Genomic DNA, 20774 nt, shown 5'->3' on the forward strand with positions numbered 1-20774 from the left:
CCCTCCGGGAGAAGGTTGAGATCAGGCCGCCATCGCCCCGATCTCGCCGGCAATCAACTTGCCAAGCCGCGAAATGCCCTCTTCGATCATCTCGTCATTGGCGCAGGAGAAACTGACGCGGAACGTATTCGCACCAGTGCCGTCGGCGAAGAAGGCCTGGCCGGGAACGAAGGCAACCTTCGCCGTCTCCAGCGATCTTGCGAGCAGCTTCGCGCCATCCATGCCCTTCGGCAGGGTGATCCACACGAACATGCCGCCCTGCGGCTTCGTCCAGCTGACCCCGTCCGGCATATATTTGGCGAGCGCCGCCAGCATACAGTCACGACGGTGGCTATAGGTCTTGCGGACCTTGGCAACCTGCGCATCGAAACCACGTTCGGCAACCTGATGGATGGCGATCTGGTTGATGGTCGAGGAATGCAGATCGGCTGCCTGCTTCATCAGCACCAGCTTGCGGATGACAGGCGCATTGGCGACGACGAAGCCGACGCGAAGACCCGGCGCCAAAGTCTTGGAAAAGCTGCCGCAATAGATCGTCCGGGTGTCGTTGATATGGCCCTTGCGGGCGATCTCCAGCGCCAGGATCGGCGCGATCGCCTCGCCGTCATAACGCAGCGACTGGTAGGCGGCATCCTCGATGACGGCGATATCCAGCTCTTCGGCAAGATCGAGCAGCTTCTCGCGGCCGGCCAGATCGACTGTCTCGCCGGTCGGGTTGGCGAAATCGGCCGAGAGATAGGCGAACTTCACCCTGCCCCCCGCTTTCGTGGCGGCTGCGCTATAGGAATCCGGCGTGCGGTTGCCGTTCGGCGTCAATTGGTCATAGGTCGGCTCATAGGCATTGAAGGCCTGCAGCGCGCCGAGATAGGTCGGCGCCGTCACCAGTGCCGTATCCTTCGGCGACAGGAAGAGCTTGCCGAGATAGTCGAGACCCTGCTGCGAACCGGAAACGATGAAGACGTTTTCGAGCTCACAGGGCACACCGAGCGCGGCCATCTGTCCGACCAACCATTCCCGCAGCGGCTTGTAGCCTTCGCTGACCGAATATTGCAGCGCCGCGTTCACCGTGGGGCCTGAAAAGATGTCGGCATAGGCCTGCTTGAATTCCGCATCCGGAAACAATGCGGGATCGGGAATGCCGCCTGCGAACGAGATGATATCCGGCCGCTCCAGCAGCTTCAGCAGCTCACGGATTTCGGAGGCGCGCATACGGCTCGAGCGCGTCGCAAAGATATTTTCCCAATTCAACATGGGGCTTCCTCGTAATTTTTGGTCTTTCTGACACAAAATCACGCAACAAAAGATAAGTCAACAATGCTGACCTAATTTGTTTTCATTGCCTCTGAAAATCACAAATTTTCCTGATAGGAATGGGCCTCTAAGCCCGAGTAACTGAGACAAAAGAGATCATGAGCGCGGACCCGACATCATCGTTCTACGCCGACAATGCCAGCATCTATGCGGCACGCGAACGCAACCTCCCGACAAGCCGGCTCGATGCCTTTCTTGCCGCCCTTCCCGCTGGTGCATCCATCCTGGAACTGGGCTGCGGAGCCGGTCAGGATGCGGCCTATATGCTGTCGCGCGGCTTCGACATCGCCCCGACAGATGGTTCGGCGGAGCTTGCAAGTGAAGCCGAGAAGCTGATCGGCAGACCGGTCCGGATCATGCGGTTCGAGACGCTCGACGCCCGTGCCGCGTTCGACGGCATATGGGCTGAGGCCAGTCTCCTTCATGTACCGCGATCCGACCTCCCGAATATCTTCGGCCGAATTCTGCGTGCTCTGAAGGACGGCGGCATCTTCCACAGCAGTTTCAAGGCCGGCGATGCAGAAGGGCACGATACCCTCGGCCGCTACTACAATTATCCCTCGGCCAAATGGCTGACCGCTCTCCTCAGCAAAGGCGGCTGGCGAGACATAGCGATGACCGAAGCAGATGGCGGCGGCTTCGACGGCAAGCCGACGAAATGGCTCTATGTCTCCGCACAAAAATAGAGGGTGGCGCGACCTTAATTGTTGCTCTCATCACCCAAAGTCGCCTGGAGCCGGCTCCGCTGGCCCAGGCGAAACTTACCCTGCCAGCCGCTCCAAACCCGAGTTAGCGGCAGGGCGTGCTGCGCAAAAAGACCAGGGCAGCCTCGATGGAATCGATGCGCCACATATCTCTCTCGGCTACCTCGTCGACTACGGCCATCATGGCAGCTTGCAATGCATCACCGCAAAGCCAGTCGACAATCGTGCGCCTGGTCGCCAAATCAAGATCTTCCCAGAAAGTGCGGCCATAAGGCAGATCGCCCGACCGACTGATGACATCGGCGAGTTGTAGGACGGAATTCGGTGTCAGATTGGACAGCCACGCGTCCAGAACGGATCTGACATCCTCTTCGAGGCGAATTGCGGATATGAACCAATTCATCGCGTCGAGTTCATCGGGATGTTGCAACCGCGCATAAACCCACGACGCGTGAAAAACGTTCCCGATTGCGAGGCGCTCTGCTGCCGGCCATTGGCGCCAGTCAGCATATTCCAGCTTCGAGAGGATCATCAGCGGATCAAAACCGGGTTCACCTGGTGTCGCAAGAGCGTGCTGCAAAATGCGCGGCAGATAATGCCTGTAGTCGTCGGCACCCCCAACGGTGGTCATTGCACTCATGGCATAGCCGCCAAGCGCTTTTCCACTCAAGTTCGCCAGCGGTGCCGAACGCAAGTCGTGAAAGATCTTCTCTGCATCACCTAGTGGCGATGCATCCAGATTTTCAGGGGATGGATATCCAGCAAACGCTGCATAGGCTACCTGCCAGCACCCCTGCAGCCTGGTCGCCGCCCCGACCAAATTAGCTTCATCCGCTCTCATATACAACTCTATAGCGAATTCACGAATAGCTCGCCAGCTCGGATTAGGCAGCAGAAACTCAAAGGCCGAGGAAGTTTCCCTCCTCGGCCCGTACTCAATAGTTCACTGTATAGAAATCTTAGTTGACGGCCTTGTCGACCAGCTTGTTCTTGCCGATCCAGGGCATCATGCCGCGCAGCTTGGCGCCGACTTCTTCGATCTGGTGGCTGTCGTTCAGGCGGCGGATACCCTTGAAGCGGGCAGCGCCCGAACGGTATTCCTGCATCCAGTCCGAGGTGAACTTGCCGGTCTGGATGTCCTTGAGGACGCGCTTCATTTCAGCCTTGGTTTCAGCCGTGATGATGCGCGGGCCGGAGACGTATTCGCCCCATTCGGCCGTGTTCGAGATCGAGTAGTTCATGTTGGCGATGCCGCCTTCATAGATCAGGTCGACGATGAGCTTTACTTCGTGCAGGCATTCGAAATAGGCCATTTCCGGTGCGTAGCCGGCTTCGACCAGGGTTTCGAAACCAGCGCGGATGAGCTCGACGAGACCGCCGCACAGGACGACCTGTTCGCCGAAGAGGTCGGTTTCGCACTCTTCGCGGAAGTTGGTTTCGATGATGCCGGAACGACCGCCGCCAACGCCGCAGGCGTAGGAGAGAGCGAGTTCAAGAGCGTTGCCGGAAGCGTTCTGATGAACGGCAACGAGGCAGGGAACGCCGCCGCCCTTCTGGTATTCGCCGCGAACCGTATGGCCCGGGCCCTTCGGCGCGATCATGACGACGTCGACCGAAGCCTTCGGCTCGATGAGGCCGAAGTGAACGTTGAGGCCGTGTGCGAAGGCGATCGCAGCGCCGTCACGAATGTTCGGAGCGATTTCGGACTTGTAGATGTCGGCCTGCAGTTCGTCCGGGGTCGCCATCATCATCAGGTCGGCCCAGGCGGCGGCTTCCGCAACAGTCATGACCTTGAAGCCGTCGGCTTCAGCCTTCTTGGCGGTAGCCGAGCCGGCCTTGAGCGCAATCGCAACGTTCTGTGCGCCGCTGTCCTTCAGGTTCAGCGCGTGGGCGCGGCCCTGCGAACCGTAGCCGATGACGGCGACCTTCTTCGACTTGATGAGGTTGAGATCGGCATCACGATCGTAATAGACGCGCATTGTTTGTCCTTCCCTTTGCTTGTCTGGGTACAGATTTCGAATTGTCAGACGGTCGCTGCCGCGTCCGCCAGTACCTTTTCCGTGCCGTAAAGCCGGAGGAAGGCGCTGACCGCCTTTTCCGCCTGACGGCTGGTATCCTTCAAACCGGGCTCGCCGAGCAGCATGCGGACATGCAGGTCGGAAACGATGAGCCCGTAAAGCGTATGATATGCCTCGTCGGCATCTGTAAAGCGCAGCAGCCCTGCCCGCTTGCCGGCGTCGATCAGACCGCTGGCGCGGCGGTCGATCTGCCGGCGGCCGCGCTCCAGCAAAAGCTTGCCGAGCTTGGAGCCGTCGCGATTGGACTGGCCGATCGCCAGGCGGTTCAATGCGAGCGACACGTCGCCGGCCAGCACTTCCAGCAGATCGCGGGCGAAAATGACGAGATGGTCGTGCAGGCTCGCTGCATTCAGCCGCTCGCCATTGCGCTCGAAGGTACGGACCTTACTCGCCTGATAGGCGATCATTGCCGACAGCAGACCGTCGCGGTCGCCAAACCACTTGTAAAGACTTTCCTTGGAGCAATTGGCGGCGCGTGCGACGCCCGAAGTCGTCAGCGCCTTTTCGCCGCCATCGACGAGCAGACGCAGCGCCTGTTCCAGAACGGCGTTCTGGCGCGGCGAAAACTCGCTCGACTGTCCTACTTCGCTCAGCACGATGGCCACTCCCAAATGCGTACCGTACCGTACGGTTCGCGACGCTTTATGCTATACGGCAAAGCGGTCGTCAAGCGGAATTCGTTGCTGCACTGCGCCAAAAAATGAGAGTGCTTGTCGGCGGATGCATGCGGCAGCTAGAGCTTGCGACGCATCTGCTTGTCCGCTGGAAAACCCCGATGAAAATAGAGCAATCGCTTCCCTCCGAAACATCCGGTAGCCTCGCGCGGCCTGTTGGAGACAAGCGGCGTATATTCGTCCGCATCACAGGAATTTGCCTTGCAGCCGGCCTGCTTCCCCTGCCCGCCTCAGGCCACTCAACGGTAGAGCTGGGCGCCGGACCCGCCGGACGCTACTGCGGCAAGCTTCTATCGAGCGGAGAACTGCTCGAGGCCGAAACCTCCATGCAAGTCGACGGGCAAGGTCACATCTCAGGGACTTATCGCTTCGACGACGATGGAACGACGACAATCGGAACGCTGTCCGAAGTCGGGACGGCCAGCGGCACGACGCGAACGCTACGCTGGTTCGACAAATACGGAATGGGGTCCCTGATAATCCGCTTCACATCGGACTATCAACGCTTCGAGGGCCTGTGGGGATCGCAGGGTGCCGCTCCCAGCTACACCTGGGATGGCGGCGAATGCGGTACTCCCATCAGTTGATCGAAGGCCGGAGATAGGGTCGAAGCCTATTCCGCTGCCGCCGCGCTGCGCATGGCCTCGACATCCTTCAAGGGCGGCAGGCCGTAGAGACGGCTGTATTCGCGGCTGAACTGCGAAGGGCTCTGATATCCGACGCGGTGACCGGCCGATCCGACGTCCAGTTGCTCGACGACCATCAACCGCCGCGCCTCATGAAGCCGAAGCTGCTTCTGATATTGCATCGGCGACATCGCGGTTACCGCCTTGAAATGATGATGCAGCGACGAAACGCTCATGCCGACGCGTTCGGCCAGCTCCTCGATGCGCAACGGCTGGGCGAAGTTGCTGCGCAGCCAACTGACGGCACGCGCCACCCTGTTGCTCTGCCCTTCCGCCGTGGCGATCTGCAGCAACCGCGGCCCATCCGGACCGGTCAGGAGACGATAGAGGATTTCCTGTTCGATCAAGGGCGCCATGGCCGGTATGTCGTCCGGCGTGTCCAGCAGCCTGATCAGCCGCAGGGTCGCATCGAGAAGCTCCGGCGGGGCATGGCTGACGGCAAGGCCGCGCATCGCATCCCCGGTCAACGCCTGGCGCGGAATGCTGACCCGTGACAGCAACTCGTTCAAGCGGTCACTTTCCAGCGACATGGCGAAACAGAGATAGGGCGTGGCATTGGCAACGCCGGTGATCTGCGTCGATACCGGCAGGTCGAGCGCGGTCAGCACATATTGCCCGGCGCCGTAGTGAAAGGTGTCGGCGCCGAGCGTCAGGGACTTGCGGCCCTGAACGACCACGGCAAAAGCCGGCCGGTAGGCCCTGTGCTGCAGCGGCGTATCCGCCGATTGCCGATGCAGAGTGACGCTGGGGATCGGCGTGGCGAACTCCCCGTCCTCCACGGCGAAACGTGCAACGATGGAAGCGAGTTCCTGATTGGGATTGAAGGGCAGTGTCATGCGCAACCGATTGTTTTTGAGAGCCTGTCGACACTTATCTAGGTGGCCTCTGCCGCCGGCAAAAGAGCATCCGCCTATTTAGATTCGCAGGATCGTACATAAAGCTTGCAGGATCGCTCTAACGCAGTGGTCCGGTCCCGATGCATAGTCGGCCATCCCAATTCCACTCCCGAACCATCCGAAAAGATAAGGAAGTTTCCCATGCCTATCGCAAAGGGTTATGCAGCAACCGACGCGTCCAAACCGCTCGTCCCCTTCACCTTCGAGCGCCGCGAACCGAACGGCGACGACGTCGTCATTTCGGTCCAGTATTGCGGCGTCTGCCATTCCGACATCCATCAGGCCCGCAACGAATGGGGCGGCTCGAAATATCCGATGGTGCCCGGCCACGAAGTCGCAGGCGTCGTGACGGCTGTCGGCTCGAAGGTGTCGAAGTTCAAGGTCGGCGACCGCGTCGGCGTAGGCTGCTTCGTCGATTCCTGCACGACTTGCGCCACGCGCGACCTGGATTACGAGCACTACATGCCGGGTCTGGTCCAGACCTATAACGACGTAGAAGCCGACGGCAAGACGCCGACTTTCGGCGGCTATTCCGACTCGATCGTCGTCAAGGAAGGCTATGTCCTCTCCTTCCCCGACAACATCCCGCTCGACTCGGGCGCGCCGCTGCTTTGCGCCGGCATCACGCTCTATTCGCCGCTGCGCCACTGGAAGGCCGGTCCGGGCAAGAAGGTCGCGATCGTCGGCATGGGCGGCCTCGGCCACATGGGCGTCAAGCTGGCTCACGCCATGGGGGCCGATGTGACCGTTCTCAGCCAGACGCTGTCGAAGAAGGAAGACGGCTTCAAGCTCGGCGCCAAGGATTATTACGCCACCAGCGACGCCGAGACCTTCACCAAGCTCGCCGGCAGCTTCGACCTCATCATCAACACGGTCGGCACCGCCATCGACTGGAACGCCTACCTCAACCTGCTGAAGTATGATGGCAACATGGTCCTGGTCGGCGTTCCCGAACATGCGGTTCCGGTTCATGCCTTCTCGCTCATCCCCGGCCGCCGCAGCCTCTCCGGCTCCATGATCGGTTCGATCAAGGAAACCCAGGAGATGCTCGATTTCTGCGGCGAGCACAACATCGTCGCCGAGATCGAGAAGATCAGCATTCAGGAGATCAACGAGGCCTATGAGCGCGTGCTGAAGAGCGACGTCCGCTACCGCTTCGTCATCGATATCGCCTCGCTGGCCTAACCGGACAAAGGGCGGCGTCGTGTCGGACGCCGCCCTTCTTCATTCCTCGCGTATGCTTTCTCTCTGCGTGATCAGCCGGGCGCTGTGCTGCCGGCTGATGTAGATCCACAGCCAGCTCCAGGCGACGGCGATGCGCCAGCGCACGCCGATCAGGAAGTAGATGTGGGCGAGACCCCAAACCCACCAGGCAAGCCATCCCCTGAGCTTCAGCCAGCCGAAATCGATGATCGCGGCGCTCTTGCCGATCGTCGCGAGGCTGCCTTGATGGCGATAGCGAAACGGACCGGGCGCCGGTTTGCCGGCAAGCTTTGCCTTGATTACCTTGGCGACATAGGCGCCCTGCTGCTTGGCGGCCGGTGCGATTCCCGGCACGGGGCTGCCGTCGTCACGCATCACGGCTGCCGTATCGCCGATAACGAAGACATCTCCCTTGCCCGGCGCTCTCAACTCCTTGTCGACCACGGCGCGGCCGGCACGGTCGGCGGGGATATCCAGCCACTTTGCAGCCGGCGATGCCTGGACGCCCGCTGCCCAGACGATGGTGCGGCACGGCACGAAGACATCGCCGATCGTCACCCCTTCCGCGGTGCAGGACGTGACAGGCTTGCCGAAGCGGAGGTCGACCCCATGCGATTCCAGCTCCCTGCGCGCATAGTCGGACAGGTCTTCGGCGAAAGCCGCCAGCACCCGCGGGCCGGCTTCCACGAGGATGATCCTCGCCTTGCTCGTATCGATATTGCGGAATTCCTTCGGCAAGGTCGTCCTTGCCAGCTCCGAGATGATCCCGGCAAGCTCCACGCCGGTCGGACCGGCGCCGACGATGACGAAGGTCAGGAGCGCGTCGCGGATGGCCGGGTCCTTTTCCAGCTCGGCCTGTTCGAAGGCCAGCAGCACGCGGCGGCGGATGGTCGTGGCGTCCTCCAGCGTCTTCAATCCCGGCGCCACCGGCTCCCATTCGTCATGGCCGAAATAGGCATGAGTGGCCCCGGTCGCCAGCACCAGCGTATCGTAAGCAATCCTTTGCCCGTTCTTCAGAAGAACTTGACGCGCCTCGCTGTCGACACCGACGACTTCGGCAAGCAGCGTCGTCACCTCCGGCCTGTCCCTGAAGAAATTGCGGATCGGCCAGGCGATCTCGGAGGTGGCCAGCAAGGTCGTCGCGACCTGATAGAGAAGCGGCTGAAACAGATGATGATTGCGCCGGTCGATCATCGTGACACGAACGGGTGCGCCTTTCAGATCGTTGACGAGCTGCACCCCGCCGAAACCGCCCCCGACAACGACAACGTGATGATCCTGCATGGCAACACCTCATGGCTACGTTTCGCCGAAAACGTAGGGTTGAGAAGAGTAAGCAGCAACACTCTTTTATGCATGGCACCCGTGCGCGGCCACGATACTGCGAAACATCTACTGCGCATAACTCACCGGAATTGACGCTCCGCTTTTCAGCTCTTCCATGGAGATCGAGGCCGAGACATCGAAAAGCTCGATCTTGCGCACGAGCATCTTGTAGATGACATCGTAATGCTCCACCCGCGGCAGCACGATTTTCAGGATGTAATCGTAATTACCGGTGAGACGGTGCGCCTCGACGATCTCGGGAATGTCGCCGATTGCCTTGCGGAAGGATTCGATCCACTCGTCGGCATGATGCGCCGTCTTGATGAGGGCATAGACCGTCGTCGGCACGCCCATCTTCTCGCGATCGAGCACGACGATGCGCCGGGCGATATGCCCGCTTTCCTCCAGCCGCTGGATGCGGCGCGAGCAGGCAGAGACCGACAGGGCGACGCGGTCGGCCAGTTCGGTGACGGATATGCCGGCATCCGCCTGCAAAAACTCGAGAATCTTTCGGTCGCGGTCGTCAAGCATGTGCGGCAATCCTATTCCGTGCGCCTCTATTTTGCATATAATTCGAAAAATGCGCAAACTATTGCAGCCAAGCTCTGATAAGTTTCGAAAAATGCAAACACGCGGCGGCTGAATCGCAGCACTATTGCTCCAACCACAATCCAGGAGCGGAGAACAGCATTATGCGCACTATTGGCCTGATCGGCGGCATGAGTTTCGAGAGTTCGGTCGTCTACTATCGCCTGATCAATGAAATGGTCCGCGAGCGGCTGGGCGGTCTCTCCTCGGCCGAAATGGTCATGTACTCCGTCAATTTCGAGGAAATCGTCGCCCTGCAGAAGGCTGGGCGCTGGAACGACGCCGCCGACCGGCTTGCCGATGCCGCGCAGCGCCTGCAGACGGCCGGCGCCGAATGCGTGCTCATCTGCACCAACACCATGCACCTGATCGCGCCCCAGGTTGCCGAACGGGTATCCGCGCCGCTCATCCACATCATCGATGAAACCGCTGCGGCGCTGAAGGCCGCCGGTCGTGCAAAGCCCCTCCTGCTCGCCACGCGCTACACCATGGAGCATGGCTTCTATGCCGAGCGCATGGCGAGAAACGGCGTCTCGATCATGGTCCCGGGCGCGGAAGATCGCACCGTGACGCATGACATCATCTTCAACGAGCTCTGCGCCGGCATCATCAAGGACGAGTCGCGCCGGAAGCTGAACGCCATCATCGAGCGCGCCAAGGCCGAAGGCGCCGATAGCGTCATTCTCGGCTGCACCGAGATCTGCCTCATCCTCGATCCGAAAGCGCTGATCCTGCCCGGCTTCGACACCACGACGATCCACGCCGAAGCCGCCGTCGACTTTGCGCTGGCGAATGAAACAGCCAGCAGCAGTTGCGCCGCTTGATCTCGATCAATTTACTTGACTGAGTCCAATAAATGATGGACATCGTCTCCTATATTTGAGGAGACGATGTCATGATTCCTGCCGCCGAATTTGCGACCATCGATGCTGTCCGCGACTTCAACCGCTTCTACACCAACTTTCTCGGCGTTCTGAACAAAGCCTATCTCGACAGCCCCTACACGCTGACGGACGTGCGCGTGCTGTTCGAAGTCGGCTTTCGCGGCGGCGTCGCGGCCTCGGCTCTGACCCGCGACCTCCACCTCGATCCCGCCTATCTCAGCCGCATCGTCAAGCGCTTTCGCGAGGACGGGCTGATCGAAACGACGCCGGACCCGATCGATGCGCGCAGCCAGATCATAAAAGTCACCGACAAGGGACAGGCGCAGTTCGAGGAATTCGTCCGCCGCTCGCGCGCGCAGATCGCCGGATATTTCGAAAAGCTCGCAATCGGCGAACCCGAACGCGTCGTTGCGGCGATGCGGACGATTCAAGACACGCTCGGCACCGACGAAACCGCCGCCGCTCCCGCCATTATCCGCCATCACCGCATCGGCGATATCGGCTGGATCGTGCAAAGCCAGGCACGATTCTACAGCGAGGAATATGGCTGGGATCATCGCTTCGAAGGACTGGTGGCCGAAGTCGCCGGAAAATTCCTCTCCAATTTCAATCCGCAGAAAGACCGATGCTGGATCGCCGAAAGAGGCGGCCTGAATGTCGGCTCCGCCATGATCGCCGATGGCGGCGATGGCGTGGCGAAGCTCCGGCTGCTCTATGTCGACAAGGCCGCACGCGGCCTCGGCCTCGGCAAGCTGCTGGTCGACGAATGCATCCGCTTCTCGCGCGATGCCGGCTATAAGAAGCTCTCGCTCTGGACCAACGACATCCTCGACGCCGCGCGAGCCATCTATATCAGGGCGGGATTCAAGCTCGTCGCGGAGGAAAGGCATCGCATGTTCGGCCCCGAGCTGAACGGTCAGACATGGGTGCTCGACCTGTGAACCTGTCGGGCGCATAGACAAGCCCAGGGTTGAGCCATATTCTCGATACACCCACATTTGTGTCGAGATATCAGCTGATGATGACGAATGCCGAAATCCGGATACTGCCGATTGCCGCCGAATATATCGAAGGCTTTCACAAGGCGCTCGATACGGTCGCGCGCGAGCGGGAATATCTGACGTTGCTCGAGGCCTCTCCATTGGAGAAAACCCGCGCCTTCGTGCTCGGCATGATCGAGAACGGCAATCCGCAATTCGTTGCCTTGGCCGATGGGACGGTGGTCGGCTGGTGCGACATCAGCCGCCACACATTTCCTTCCCACGCCCATGCCGGTCGTCTCGGCATGGGCATCATCCCGACCTATCGCGGAAAGGGGTTGGGCCGTCGATTGATAGAAGCCACTCTGCAGGCTGCCCATGATGCGGGAATGGAACGCGTCGAACTCAGCGTACATGCCGACAATGAAAGGGCCATAGCGCTCTATGAGAAAATCGGCTTCGTCCGCGAGGGTCTGGCCCGCAAATCCGTTCGCATAGATGGTCGTTACAAGGACGCGATCCATATGGCGCTGCTCCAGGAATAACAGGATCAATACCCACAATTTCGATCGGATTTTTTTGCATCGCAAAAATTCGCTTGATTTGGAAACGATCATTTCCTAAAAGAGTCGCATGACAACAGGCACGCTCGACATCGCACCGAAGCTTCGTGGACGCCCGCGCGAATTCGACATGGATTCCGCGCTCGACGAAGCGCTGTGCGTCTTTTCGGAGCGCGGCTATTACGCCGCCTCGATCAGCGAGTTGACCGAGGCCATGGGCCTGACCGCCGGCAGCGTCTACAAGGCGTTCGGCGACAAGCGCGGCGTCTTCCTCGCCGCTTTCGGACGGTATCGCCACGTCCGTCAGCACATGATCGACGACACTCTCGCCGAGGCTCCGAACGGTTATGAAAAGCTGCGCGCCTTGGTGAAGTTCTTCGCCGAAGCCTCCTGTGGCGAGATCGGCCGCCGAGGCTGCCTCGTGGTCGGCAGCGCGACCGAGCTTGCGCTTTTCGATGAGGAAGTCGCCAGCCGCGTCGGCGTGGCGTTCGATTTCGACGAACGCCGCATTCTGGATCTCATCCGCCTGGGTCAGGCTGATGGCTCCATTGCCGAGCATGTCGACCCGGAAAGCACCGCCTGCGCCTTGCTTGCCCTCACCAAGGGCATGCGCGTGATCGGAAAGACCGGCCGCAAGACCGAACATATGCTCGCCGTCGCCGAGGCGGCCATGAAACTGCTGAACTGATTTTCATCCAAATTTTCGGGGAACGCATCCCCCTGCCCACATCGAGGACGAGTCATGCCCGTAACTGCCGCCGCCAGACGGGAGAGCACGCCGCTCCCTGAAAAGACCATTTCGCCGCTGCTGACATTCATGTTCGCCGCCGCCTGCGGGCTGGTCGCCGCCAATCTCTACTACGGGCAGCCTCTTGCCGGCCCGATCAGCCAATCGCTCGGCTTCACGCCGGCCGCCACGGGCCTCATCGTGACGCTGACGCAGATCGGCTACGGCCTCGGCTTGCTGCTGATCGTGCCGCTGGGAGACCTTCTGGAGAACCGCAGGCTGGTGCTGACGCTGGTGGCGCTTGCCGCCGTCGCGCTGGTCGGCGCGGCCTTCGCGTGGTCGCCGTCGCTGTTTCTGCTGGCCTCCCTCTGTATCGGCCTGGCCTCCGTCGCAGTGCAGGTCCTCGTCCCCTTCGCGGCCCATATGGCGCCTGACGCAAGCCGCGGCGCGGTGGTCGGCAATGTCATGAGCGGCCTGCTCTGCGGCATCATGCTGGCCCGTCCGGCCGCGAGTTTCCTGTCCGAGCTTCTGTCATGGCACGCGGTTTACATCATCTCGGCCGGGATCATGGTCGGGCTGATCGTCATCCTGCGCGCAGTCCTTCCGACCCGCATACCGCACACCAAGCTGCATTATGGACAGTTGCTGTCCTCCATGGGGCATCTCGCGCTTCACACGCCGGTCCTGCAGCGTCGCGCGCTCTATCAGGCCTGCATGTTCGCCTCCTTCAGCCTTTTCTGGACAACGACGCCGCTATTGCTGGCGAGCCCGGCCTTTGGGCTGACGCAGAACGGCATTGCTCTCTTCGCCCTTGCCGGTGCGGCCGGCGCGGTCGCCTCGCCGATCGCCGGGCGCGTTGCCGACCGTGGCTGGACGAAGCTTGCCACCACCTTCGCCCTGGTGCTGGCGATCGTCGCCTTCCTGATCGGCCATTTTTCCGGTAGCGGCTCGTTGCTGGCGCTGATCACGCTGACGCTCTCCGGCATCATGCTCGACTTCGGGGTGCAGACCAACCTCGTGCTCGGCCAACGCGCCATCTTCGCGCTCAGCGCCGAACACCGCAGCCGCCTCAACGGCCTCTATATGGCGACCTTCTTTGGCGGCGGCGCCCTCGGTTCCGCGCTCGGCGGCTGGGCCTATGCGACCGGCGGCTGGACCATGGCGTCCTGGATCGGCGTCGCCTTCCCGGTCATTGCGCTACTTGCCTTCCTGACCGAGCGCAAGAACTGATCAGGACGGCTGCGGCGCGGCTCGCCGCAGCCAGTCGCATTCCCGCAAACCCGCTCCGTTAAACGGATCGATCAGCGTGCCGGAAACGATGCCCGCGAGAATTTGCGGGGCCGGCGGCACCTTGGCGATGGTGGCGACCAGCCGGTCCCGGATCCATGCCAGAGCCGCCGCATCCGATTGATAGAAAGGTGTGAATGCTGCCGAGAGCAGCTGGAATAGCCGCACATGCATCCGCCGCGCTCTGGCATAGGCCAAAAGCGCGGCCTCGATGCTTTCATGTCCGGCAAGGGCGTGCGCCAGCGCCGCCACATCGAGCAGCGCCATATTGGCGCCCTGCCCCAGCTGCGGGCTGGTGGAATGAGCCGCATCGCCAACAAAAACCGTTCGCCCGCTGAAGGGCGTTCTCACGGTACGGTGAGCATAACGGGCCAGCGTCAACTGATCCCAATCGGTGATCTGCTCCAGCAAGGGCTCACATTCCGGCCAATAGCCGCGGATCGTCTGCTTCCAGCGATCGAGCCCGCGCTTGCGCACGTCGTCCGCATCCGCGACCTTCAGGCTCCAGAACAGGGCCGCCTGTTTCGGCATTTGCGGCCGTCTGCTGCCGACCGGCAAAACACCGATCATCACGCTCGCCTTGTCATAGCGCTGCGTCAGCGCCGCCTGATCCACCAAACCGTCCGGGCACTCGAGCGTCGCCCAGAAGGCGCCGTAGACGAGATTGCGTGCACGCGGCGCCACGGGCGACGACGCCACCAGCTCCGAGCGCGCGCCGCTGGCATCGATGACGAGATCATAGGGTCCGAGACGGTCGCCCCCTTCGACGGAAAGATAGCTGCCGCTCGCCTCCTCCGTCACGCCGATGACACGCAACCCGGTGTGAATTGGATGTCGCCGGGCGGAGACCTCGTCGTGAAGCGTGTCGAACAGGGCGGCGCGATGCACGCCAAGCCCGTAGCGGCCACCGGGCAAGGCGCTGTAGCGCACATCGAGCACGATGCGGCCATGGGTGGTTTCCGTGCCGAACAAGCGGTCGATGCGGTTGCCGGCAGCGTGAATGGCCGGGCCGAGCCCAAGCGATTCAAGGACGGTCAATCCGGTCGGCTGAAGCATCAAAGCGGAGCCGACAGGAGCCGGGCTGTCAAAGCGCTCGATAATGTCGGTCGCATGGCCGGCGCGGGAGAGAAGAAGGGAAGCGGCAAGACCGGCAGGCCCGGCGCCGACGATGGCAATCTTGAAAGGCTTCACTCTGCGATGCTCAGTTCGGCGATTGATCGAAACGCGTTCTCGCGGCCCTGACGGCCTCGTGATTGGCTTCCGCCCAGTTCAGAAGTTGCGCCAGCGGCACATAGAGCGAACGCCCGAGCTCCGTCATCCGATATTCGACGCTCGGCGGCTTAGTGGGAAACACCTCGCGATCGACATAGCCGTCGCGCTGCAGATCGCGCAAAGTCTGCGTCAGCATGCGTTGGGAAATATCGGGCACCAGCCGGCGCAATTCGCCGAAGCGATATGGCCGCTTTGCCAATGTTTCCAGCAGCAGCACCGACCACTTTCCGCCGATCTGCGAGATCAGGTCACGCACCGGACAGTTGCCGAAATCGAGATTGCTGAGGTCGACGTCGCGCAATGGCGGGTCTATGCTGCGCAGGTTGACGACGGTGCTGGCGCTCATGCCGGTTCCCTTTTGGTAACTTGGAGCCGAAAAACTGCCTCCTTTACACCGCGAAGTCAATTCCTATTCTAGTGCTAGTCTCTTTTTGAGAGCAACCAGGCCCCCGCAAATACGTGGCGGTCAAACAAGGATAAAGACATGAGCAGCACTCTTCTCGTCACCGGCGCCGCCGGTCAGCTCGGCCAGCGCGTCATCCATCACTTGCTGGAGACATACAAGGTCGCGCCCGGCCGCATCATCGCCGCAACGCGCAGCCCGGAGAAGCTTGCCGATCTCGCCGCGAAGGGTGTCGTCATCCGCAAGGCCGACTTCGACGATGCCGCCACCCTGTCGGCCGCCTTTGCCGGCGTCGATCGCCTGCTGATCATCAGCACCGATGCGCTCGCCGTCCCCGGCTTGCGGCTGAAGCAGCACACGGCCGCCATCGAGGCCGCCAAGAAGGCTGGCGTAAAACACATTCTCTATACCTCCATGCCCGCTCCGGAAACGTCGCTCGTCACCTTCGCGCCCGACCACCTCGGCACGGAAAACGCCATCAAGGCAAGCGGCATCGGCTACACGATCCTGCGTGACGCCTGGTACTTCGACAACTATCTGATGGGTCTGCCGCACAGCCTCGAAGTCGGCAAGTGGTACACCGCAGCCGGCACCGGTCGCGTCAGCAACATCAGCCGCAACGATTGCGCGCTTGCCATCGCTGCAGCGCTCGCATCCGATACGACCGATAACGCGACGTATACGCTGACGGGTTCTACCGCTCTCACCATTGAGGACGTGGCAAGCGTCGTCAGCAAGATCACCGGCCGCCCGCTTGAGGTCGTGCAGGTCAACGACGAACAGTTCGCCGCGGGCCTCACCGGCGCCGGCCTGCCGAAATTCGTCGTCGACATGCTCGTCTCCGCCGACGCCAACACCCGCGCCGGCAACTTCGACCTCCTCTCGAACGACTTCAACAAGCTGACCGGCAAGGAGCCGCAGACGCTGCGCAGCTTCATCGAGGAACACAAGGCCGCGTTGCTCGGCTGAGTTTGCGAAGGTCAGGTCGGTGCGCCATTGCCGCACGTTCATGCATGGCCCCTCACCCCCAACCCTCTCCCCGCTTGCGGGTAGAGGGAGCTTTCATGCCTCACGCATGAACTCCAATTGGTGCGATAGGTCCCGCTTGTCCGCTATCGTCCCTTCTCCCCGCGATACGGGGAGAAGGCTAGGATGAGGGGCCAGGCACTATGGCGCGTCAGCGACATTCTCGCCTGACCAGCCCTAAAACTATCCCGTTCAAACCGCCTGCCCACAAGCCCGCCGGAAGCGGCGCACCGTCTCGGCCATGCCATATTCCAGCGCATCGGCGGTCAGTCCGTGACCGATCGAAGCCTCGGCGAGCTTCGGAATACGCTTGAGAAGCGCAGGCAGATTGGCGACCGTCAGATCGTGGCCGGCGTTGACGTCGAGGCCGTTGGCAAACGCGGCATCGGCGGTCTTGCCGAGCGCTTCGAGAATGACGGCAGCCTTCTCAGGGGCGTCGTAGCAGCCGCCATAGGGGCCGGTATAGAGCTCGATGCGGTCGGCCCCGACCTCCCTGGCGATCTTCACGGCCTCGGCATCGCCGTCGCCATCGGCAAACAGCGAAACGCGGCAGCCGATCTTCTTGTACCTGGCGACGACATCGACCAGCAGCTCGCGATTCCTGCGGAAGTCCCAGCCATGGTCCGACGTCGCCTGCGTCGGATCGTCCGGCACGAGCGTCACCTGCTCGGGCTCGACGGAAGCGCAGAGATCGAAAAACTCATCGGTCGGATAGCCCTCGATATTGAACTCGGCCTCCGGAAATTCGTCATCGATCAAGGCGCGGATCTCGGGCAGGTCGGAAAAGCGGACGTGGCGCTGATCGGGACGCGGATGAACCGTCAGGCCGCTTGCGCCGGCAGCCAGTGCGATGCGCCCGAAGCCCGTGACGCTCGGCCAGGGAAGATCACGCCGATTGCGCAGCATCGCGATGGCGTTGAGGTTCACGGAAAGCTTGGCGGGCATGATCGAAATCCCTGATTTTCAAAGCGGATGATAGCGCCGTTTTATGCCATTATGGCCAGCAAAACCAACGAGATTCCGACATCAACCCATGCAAAAGTTTGATGGGCACCCTTCATCGGCATCACCATGCGATGACCTGGCGACGAGCTGACCTTTTTCGGATATTTTTGCCGAAGGCGCCGCCCTATCGAACGATCGTCAGCGTTTCGGCGGCGCGGGTAATCGCGGTGTAAAGCCAGCGCTCGCGCGTGTCGCGAAATGCCCAGCTCTCGTCGAACAGGACGACATTGTTCCACTGCGAACCCTGTGCCTTGTGCACCGTCAGCGCGTAGCCATAGTCGAATTCGTCATAGCGCTTGCGGGTCGACCACGGAATCTCCCCCTCGACATCCTCGAAGGCCTGCTTCAGCAGCTTGATCTTGGCCGCGCCGCGATCCATGTCGTCGTCTTCCGGCCGCACCAGCAGGTTGATGCCCGGCTTCGTGGTTTCTCTGGAAGAGGTCATGACCTGCCAGAGCGAGCCGTTGAGCAGCCCCTTGGCCGGATCGTTGCGCAGGCAGACCAGCTTGTCGCCGGATTGCGGATAGTCGGCCGTAAAACCTTTAAGCTCGCGCAAACGCTGATTGTAGCGCCGCCGCGTCCTGTTGGTGCCGACCAGGACCTGATCCGCCTCCAGCACCAGCGGCTGCGTGACCTCGTTCTTCGAGATGACCTGCGCGGTGCCATAGTCGCCGTGCATGATCTCCTTGCCCTCGCGCACCTGCATGGCAAGCTGGATGATCGGATTGTCGCGGGCCTGACGATGAATATCCGTCAGCAGATAATCCGGCTCCTCGTTCGTAAAGAAACCGCCGCCGGAAACAGGCGGGAGCTGCCCGGGATCGCCAAGCACCAGAATGGGCGTTCCGAAGCTCATCAGATCCTTGCCGAGCGCTTCGTCCACCATCGAGCATTCGTCGACGATAATCAGCGCGGCCTTGGCAACCGGGCTCTGGCGGTTGATGGTGAACATCGGGGCGATCGATGTCTTGCCCGTCTCTTCGTCCTCGACGGCTTCCTCGCCGCGCGGCCGGTAGATCAGCGAATGGATGGTCTTGGCATTCGAAGCGCCACGCGAGCGCAGCACCTGCGCCGCCTTGCCGGTGAAGGCCGCAAACAGCACCTCGCCATCGACATTCTCGGCAAAATGCCGCGCAAGCGTCGTCTTGCCCGTGCCGGCATAGCCGAAGAGGCGAAACAGCGGTGTACGCCCTTCCTTCAGCCATTTGGCGACGGCCTTGAGCGCTTCATCTTGTTGCGGCGCGAATTGCATGGGCCGAATTGGCAGGATTCGGCCGCAGGAAGCAAGCAGTAAAAAATACCCGGCACGCGGGGAATAAAATCCGGCGTACCCGTGTCTCATGTCCGGCAACGCAAAATGCGACGCCTGGGCTACCACCGCTCACCACCCGAGGAGAGACATCATGAAGACTATGAGATTCCTGGCCGCGTTCGCCGCGGCATCGGCCTTTGCCACGGCCGCCTTCGCCGCAGCCCCCGTCAAGACGGTCGACAGCACCAAGGGCAAGGTCCTCGCCGGCGAAAACGGCAAGACGCTCTACACCTTCAAGAACGACAAGGCTGGCGAATCCAATTGCAACGGCGATTGCGAGAAGGCCTGGCCGCCGCTCATGGCCGATGACAAAGCCAAGGCGGAGGGTGCATATTCGATCATTACCCGCAAGGACGGGATGAAACAGTGGGCAAAGGACGGCATGCCGCTCTACTTCTTCGTCAAGGACGCAAAGTCCGGTGATGTCGCCGGCGACGGCTTCAAGGGCGTTTGGGATGCCGCACGGCCCTGACCGGACCGGAAATGGCGCGGCGGGAGCCGCCCCCGCGCCCGATAGTTTCGAGGCGGAGGTGCTCGCGCTCCTCCCCTCGTTGCGACGCTATTCGCGCAGCCTCACCCGCTCGGACGCCGATGGCGAGGACCTGCTTCAGGATTGCGTCGAAAAGGTCCTGACCCGGCGCGGCCAATGGCGCGGCCTGAACCTGCGCGGCTGGGTCCTCACCATCATGACCAATCTCTATCGCAACGGGCGGCGTCAGCAGGCCAACCGCAGTTTCGTCGGTATCGATGAAAACGACCACCTGCCCGCAGCCGAGACGGACAACGACCCGCTGCAACGCTCACGCCTGGAATTGGCGCTGAACAGCCTCGGTGAAGACTATCGGGTGGTGCTGATGCTCGTCGTCGTCGAGGGCTACAGCTATCAGGATGTCGCCGACATGCTCGATATCCCCATCGGCACGGTGATGTCGCGCCTGTCGCGCGCCCGCCAGAAGATGACCAGCCTGTTGAGTTCCGACAATGTCGTCACGCTTCGGAGACCAAGATGAACGACCGCAAACCGACCGTGACCGAAGCGGATCTTCACGCCTTTGCCGACGGCCTTCTGCCGCCGGAAGAGCGGACGGAGCTGGAAGCATGGCTGGCCGGGAACCCGGAAGACGCCGCCGCGGTTGCGGCATGGCAGGCCCAGAACGATGACATCCGCGCCATGTTCGCACCCTACGCGACAGCGCAGGATGGCGACGCGGACCTTGTCCTGAAAGGCAGAAAGATCTCCGCTGGGCGAACGGCTACGCCGCAACGAAGCCGCAGGCTGATGATGCTTGCCGCCTCGCTCGCATTGTTCTTCGCCGGTGCAGCCGCCGGTCGCTTTGGCCCCGATCTTTTCGCCAGGCCCGAATTGCAGCTGACCGCGATCGAGGCACTGCCGCAGCAGGCGCATTCGGCTTTCGTCGTTTATGCCAGCGATGTCCGCCATCCCGTCGAAGTTGGTGCGGATCAGGAAGCGCATCTCGCCACCTGGCTCGGCAAGCGCATGAATATCGCCGGCCTCAAGGTGCCGAGCCTGCAGACGCTGGGCTTCCAGCTGGTCGGCGGCCGGTTGCTGCCGATCAACGGCACACCGGGAGCGCTGTTCATGTATGAAAATGCCAGCGGCCAGCGCCTGACCGTGCTGGTGGGGCGCAATAGCGGCAACAGCACGACCAGCTTCCGTTTCGCCAGCAGCGGCGACGTCGAAACCTTCTACTGGATCGACGGCGATCTCGGCTATGCCGTCACCGGCGAGATCTCCCGCGACATGCTGCGACAGGTGGCGGACGAGTGCTACAAGCAGTTCTCGTCCTAGCCTTCCTTTAGAAACACTTGCATACGACATGAAGATTGG

The 20774-nt window shown here is 61.5% G+C and carries 23 protein-coding genes; 12 read left to right on the forward strand and 11 right to left on the reverse strand.

Going from position 1 to position 20774, the window contains the following annotated elements; all coding sequences use genetic code 11:
- Positions 1-21: 21 nt before the first annotated feature.
- On the reverse strand, positions 22-1251 hold the full coding sequence (locus ACQZ6J_RS01355; RefSeq protein ID WP_449081386.1) for an aminotransferase-like domain-containing protein: 1230 nt from the start codon (positions 1249-1251) through the stop codon (positions 22-24).
- A 158-nt stretch (positions 1252-1409) separates the two neighbouring features.
- Here ACQZ6J_RS01355 and ACQZ6J_RS01360 point away from each other — a divergent pair, with 158 nt between their 5' ends.
- Complete coding sequence (locus tag ACQZ6J_RS01360) at positions 1410-1997, forward strand: class I SAM-dependent methyltransferase (protein WP_449081388.1); 588 nt, start codon at positions 1410-1412, stop codon at positions 1995-1997.
- A gap of 103 nt (positions 1998-2100) precedes the next feature.
- Here ACQZ6J_RS01360 and ACQZ6J_RS01365 read toward each other — a convergent pair whose 3' ends face one another.
- From ACQZ6J_RS01365 to ACQZ6J_RS01375, 3 genes are all read right to left on the reverse strand, one after another.
- Positions 2101-2856 carry a hypothetical protein gene (locus tag ACQZ6J_RS01365; protein ID WP_449081390.1) on the reverse strand — a complete coding sequence of 252 codons (756 nt, stop codon included), beginning with the start codon at positions 2854-2856 and terminating at the stop codon, positions 2101-2103.
- A 118-nt stretch (positions 2857-2974) separates the two neighbouring features.
- Positions 2975-3994, reverse strand: a complete 1020-nt coding sequence (gene ilvC, locus ACQZ6J_RS01370; protein ID WP_163987623.1) for a ketol-acid reductoisomerase — start codon at positions 3992-3994, stop codon at positions 2975-2977.
- A gap of 44 nt (positions 3995-4038) precedes the next feature.
- On the reverse strand, positions 4039-4689 hold the full coding sequence (locus ACQZ6J_RS01375; protein ID WP_163987624.1) for a TetR/AcrR family transcriptional regulator C-terminal domain-containing protein: 651 nt from the start codon (positions 4687-4689) through the stop codon (positions 4039-4041).
- A 179-nt stretch (positions 4690-4868) separates the two neighbouring features.
- Here ACQZ6J_RS01375 and ACQZ6J_RS01380 point away from each other — a divergent pair, with 179 nt between their 5' ends.
- The gene (locus tag ACQZ6J_RS01380) at positions 4869-5354 is read left to right on the forward strand and encodes a hypothetical protein (RefSeq protein WP_449081393.1); all 486 of its coding nucleotides are present in this window, start codon (positions 4869-4871) and stop codon (positions 5352-5354) included.
- A gap of 26 nt (positions 5355-5380) precedes the next feature.
- Here the strand turns inward: ACQZ6J_RS01380 and ACQZ6J_RS01385 are convergent, their stop codons facing one another.
- Entirely contained in the window at positions 5381-6289 is a 909-nt protein-coding gene (locus tag ACQZ6J_RS01385) for an AraC family transcriptional regulator N-terminal domain-containing protein (RefSeq protein WP_449081395.1), read from the reverse strand.
- A 201-nt stretch (positions 6290-6490) separates the two neighbouring features.
- On the opposite strand from ACQZ6J_RS01385, the gene ACQZ6J_RS01390 reads away from it, so the two are divergent.
- The gene (locus ACQZ6J_RS01390) at positions 6491-7534 is read left to right on the forward strand and encodes an NAD(P)-dependent alcohol dehydrogenase (protein WP_449081397.1); all 1044 of its coding nucleotides are present in this window, start codon (positions 6491-6493) and stop codon (positions 7532-7534) included.
- Positions 7535-7573: 39 nt separating this feature from the next.
- On the opposite strand, the gene ACQZ6J_RS01395 is transcribed toward ACQZ6J_RS01390, so the two are convergent.
- Both ACQZ6J_RS01395 and ACQZ6J_RS01400 read right to left on the reverse strand, forming a co-directional pair.
- The gene (locus ACQZ6J_RS01395; RefSeq protein WP_449081399.1) at positions 7574-8836 is read right to left on the reverse strand and encodes an NAD(P)/FAD-dependent oxidoreductase; all 1263 of its coding nucleotides are present in this window, start codon (positions 8834-8836) and stop codon (positions 7574-7576) included.
- A gap of 108 nt (positions 8837-8944) precedes the next feature.
- A complete protein-coding gene (locus ACQZ6J_RS01400; RefSeq protein ID WP_163987628.1) occupies positions 8945-9409 on the reverse strand; it encodes an Lrp/AsnC family transcriptional regulator in 465 nt (154 codons plus the stop codon).
- A gap of 161 nt (positions 9410-9570) precedes the next feature.
- Between ACQZ6J_RS01400 and ACQZ6J_RS01405 the strand changes: the two genes are divergently transcribed.
- From ACQZ6J_RS01405 to ACQZ6J_RS01425, 5 genes are all read left to right on the forward strand, one after another.
- Entirely contained in the window at positions 9571-10290 is a 720-nt protein-coding gene (locus tag ACQZ6J_RS01405) for an aspartate/glutamate racemase family protein (protein ID WP_449081402.1), read from the forward strand.
- Positions 10291-10361: 71 nt separating this feature from the next.
- The gene (locus ACQZ6J_RS01410; protein WP_449081404.1) at positions 10362-11291 is read left to right on the forward strand and encodes a bifunctional helix-turn-helix transcriptional regulator/GNAT family N-acetyltransferase; all 930 of its coding nucleotides are present in this window, start codon (positions 10362-10364) and stop codon (positions 11289-11291) included.
- A gap of 77 nt (positions 11292-11368) precedes the next feature.
- The gene (locus tag ACQZ6J_RS01415; protein WP_449081406.1) at positions 11369-11875 is read left to right on the forward strand and encodes an N-acetyltransferase family protein; all 507 of its coding nucleotides are present in this window, start codon (positions 11369-11371) and stop codon (positions 11873-11875) included.
- Positions 11876-11963: 88 nt separating this feature from the next.
- Complete coding sequence (locus ACQZ6J_RS01420; protein WP_449081408.1) at positions 11964-12581, forward strand: TetR/AcrR family transcriptional regulator; 618 nt, start codon at positions 11964-11966, stop codon at positions 12579-12581.
- Positions 12582-12635: 54 nt separating this feature from the next.
- Complete coding sequence (locus ACQZ6J_RS01425; protein ID WP_449081410.1) at positions 12636-13850, forward strand: MFS transporter; 1215 nt, start codon at positions 12636-12638, stop codon at positions 13848-13850.
- On the opposite strand, the gene ACQZ6J_RS01430 is transcribed toward ACQZ6J_RS01425, so the two are convergent.
- Both ACQZ6J_RS01430 and ACQZ6J_RS01435 read right to left on the reverse strand, forming a co-directional pair.
- Complete coding sequence (locus ACQZ6J_RS01430) at positions 13851-15098, reverse strand: FAD-dependent monooxygenase (protein ID WP_163987633.1); 1248 nt, start codon at positions 15096-15098, stop codon at positions 13851-13853.
- 10 nt (positions 15099-15108) lie between these two features.
- Complete coding sequence (locus ACQZ6J_RS01435) at positions 15109-15525, reverse strand: winged helix-turn-helix transcriptional regulator (protein WP_449081412.1); 417 nt, start codon at positions 15523-15525, stop codon at positions 15109-15111.
- A gap of 138 nt (positions 15526-15663) precedes the next feature.
- Here ACQZ6J_RS01435 and ACQZ6J_RS01440 point away from each other — a divergent pair, with 138 nt between their 5' ends.
- Positions 15664-16551: an SDR family oxidoreductase gene (locus tag ACQZ6J_RS01440; protein WP_449081414.1), complete on the forward strand. Its 888-nt coding sequence runs from the start codon at positions 15664-15666 to the stop codon at positions 16549-16551.
- A 249-nt stretch (positions 16552-16800) separates the two neighbouring features.
- Here the strand turns inward: ACQZ6J_RS01440 and ACQZ6J_RS01445 are convergent, their stop codons facing one another.
- Both ACQZ6J_RS01445 and ACQZ6J_RS01450 read right to left on the reverse strand, forming a co-directional pair.
- The gene (locus tag ACQZ6J_RS01445) at positions 16801-17553 is read right to left on the reverse strand and encodes a pyridoxine 5'-phosphate synthase (RefSeq protein ID WP_449081416.1); all 753 of its coding nucleotides are present in this window, start codon (positions 17551-17553) and stop codon (positions 16801-16803) included.
- Between the two features lie 184 nt (positions 17554-17737).
- A complete protein-coding gene (locus tag ACQZ6J_RS01450) occupies positions 17738-18865 on the reverse strand; it encodes an ATP-dependent DNA helicase (RefSeq protein WP_163987638.1) in 1128 nt (375 codons plus the stop codon).
- Between the two features lie 151 nt (positions 18866-19016).
- Between ACQZ6J_RS01450 and ACQZ6J_RS01455 the strand changes: the two genes are divergently transcribed.
- The 3 genes from ACQZ6J_RS01455 to ACQZ6J_RS01465 are packed head-to-tail and all read left to right on the forward strand — an operon-like array spanning position 19017 to position 20735.
- Entirely contained in the window at positions 19017-19397 is a 381-nt protein-coding gene (locus ACQZ6J_RS01455) for a COG4315 family predicted lipoprotein (RefSeq protein WP_163987639.1), read from the forward strand.
- A complete protein-coding gene (locus ACQZ6J_RS01460; RefSeq protein WP_449081419.1) occupies positions 19381-19935 on the forward strand; it encodes an RNA polymerase sigma factor in 555 nt (184 codons plus the stop codon). Before ACQZ6J_RS01455 ends, ACQZ6J_RS01460 begins: the two co-directional genes overlap by 17 nt.
- Complete coding sequence (locus ACQZ6J_RS01465) at positions 19932-20735, forward strand: anti-sigma factor family protein (protein WP_449081421.1); 804 nt, start codon at positions 19932-19934, stop codon at positions 20733-20735. The genes ACQZ6J_RS01460 and ACQZ6J_RS01465 overlap by 4 nt, the downstream gene beginning before the upstream one ends.
- Positions 20736-20774: the final 39 nt, after the last annotated feature.

It is taken from the genome of Rhizobium sp. A37_96 (assembly GCF_053521765.1).

Bases quoted from the DNA above. Each gene is read 5' to 3' on its own strand.
- ACQZ6J_RS01355 (WP_449081386.1), bottom strand. From the start codon at position 1,251: ATGTTGAATTGGGAAAATATCTTTGCGACGCGCTCGAGCCGTATGCGC.
- ACQZ6J_RS01360 (WP_449081388.1), top strand. From the start codon at position 1,410: ATGAGCGCGGACCCGACATCATCGTTCTACGCCGACAATGCCAGCATC.
- ACQZ6J_RS01365 (WP_449081390.1), bottom strand. From the start codon at position 2,856: ATGAGAGCGGATGAAGCTAATTTGGTCGGGGCGGCGACCAGGCTGCAG.
- ilvC (WP_163987623.1), bottom strand. From the start codon at position 3,994: ATGCGCGTCTATTACGATCGTGATGCCGATCTCAACCTCATCAAGTCG.
- ACQZ6J_RS01380 (WP_449081393.1), top strand. From the start codon at position 4,869: ATGAAAATAGAGCAATCGCTTCCCTCCGAAACATCCGGTAGCCTCGCG.
- ACQZ6J_RS01385 (WP_449081395.1), bottom strand. From the start codon at position 6,289: ATGACACTGCCCTTCAATCCCAATCAGGAACTCGCTTCCATCGTTGCA.
- ACQZ6J_RS01390 (WP_449081397.1), top strand. From the start codon at position 6,491: ATGCCTATCGCAAAGGGTTATGCAGCAACCGACGCGTCCAAACCGCTC.
- ACQZ6J_RS01395 (WP_449081399.1), bottom strand. From the start codon at position 8,836: ATGCAGGATCATCACGTTGTCGTTGTCGGGGGCGGTTTCGGCGGGGTG.
- ACQZ6J_RS01400 (WP_163987628.1), bottom strand. From the start codon at position 9,409: ATGCTTGACGACCGCGACCGAAAGATTCTCGAGTTTTTGCAGGCGGAT.
- ACQZ6J_RS01405 (WP_449081402.1), top strand. From the start codon at position 9,571: ATGCGCACTATTGGCCTGATCGGCGGCATGAGTTTCGAGAGTTCGGTC.
- ACQZ6J_RS01410 (WP_449081404.1), top strand. From the start codon at position 10,362: ATGATTCCTGCCGCCGAATTTGCGACCATCGATGCTGTCCGCGACTTC.
- ACQZ6J_RS01415 (WP_449081406.1), top strand. From the start codon at position 11,369: ATGATGACGAATGCCGAAATCCGGATACTGCCGATTGCCGCCGAATAT.
- ACQZ6J_RS01420 (WP_449081408.1), top strand. From the start codon at position 11,964: ATGACAACAGGCACGCTCGACATCGCACCGAAGCTTCGTGGACGCCCG.
- ACQZ6J_RS01425 (WP_449081410.1), top strand. From the start codon at position 12,636: ATGCCCGTAACTGCCGCCGCCAGACGGGAGAGCACGCCGCTCCCTGAA.
- ACQZ6J_RS01435 (WP_449081412.1), bottom strand. From the start codon at position 15,525: ATGAGCGCCAGCACCGTCGTCAACCTGCGCAGCATAGACCCGCCATTG.
- ACQZ6J_RS01440 (WP_449081414.1), top strand. From the start codon at position 15,664: ATGAGCAGCACTCTTCTCGTCACCGGCGCCGCCGGTCAGCTCGGCCAG.
- ACQZ6J_RS01445 (WP_449081416.1), bottom strand. From the start codon at position 17,553: ATGCCCGCCAAGCTTTCCGTGAACCTCAACGCCATCGCGATGCTGCGC.
- ACQZ6J_RS01450 (WP_163987638.1), bottom strand. From the start codon at position 18,865: ATGCAATTCGCGCCGCAACAAGATGAAGCGCTCAAGGCCGTCGCCAAA.
- ACQZ6J_RS01455 (WP_163987639.1), top strand. From the start codon at position 19,017: ATGAAGACTATGAGATTCCTGGCCGCGTTCGCCGCGGCATCGGCCTTT.
- ACQZ6J_RS01460 (WP_449081419.1), top strand. From the start codon at position 19,381: ATGCCGCACGGCCCTGACCGGACCGGAAATGGCGCGGCGGGAGCCGCC.
- ACQZ6J_RS01465 (WP_449081421.1), top strand. From the start codon at position 19,932: ATGAACGACCGCAAACCGACCGTGACCGAAGCGGATCTTCACGCCTTT.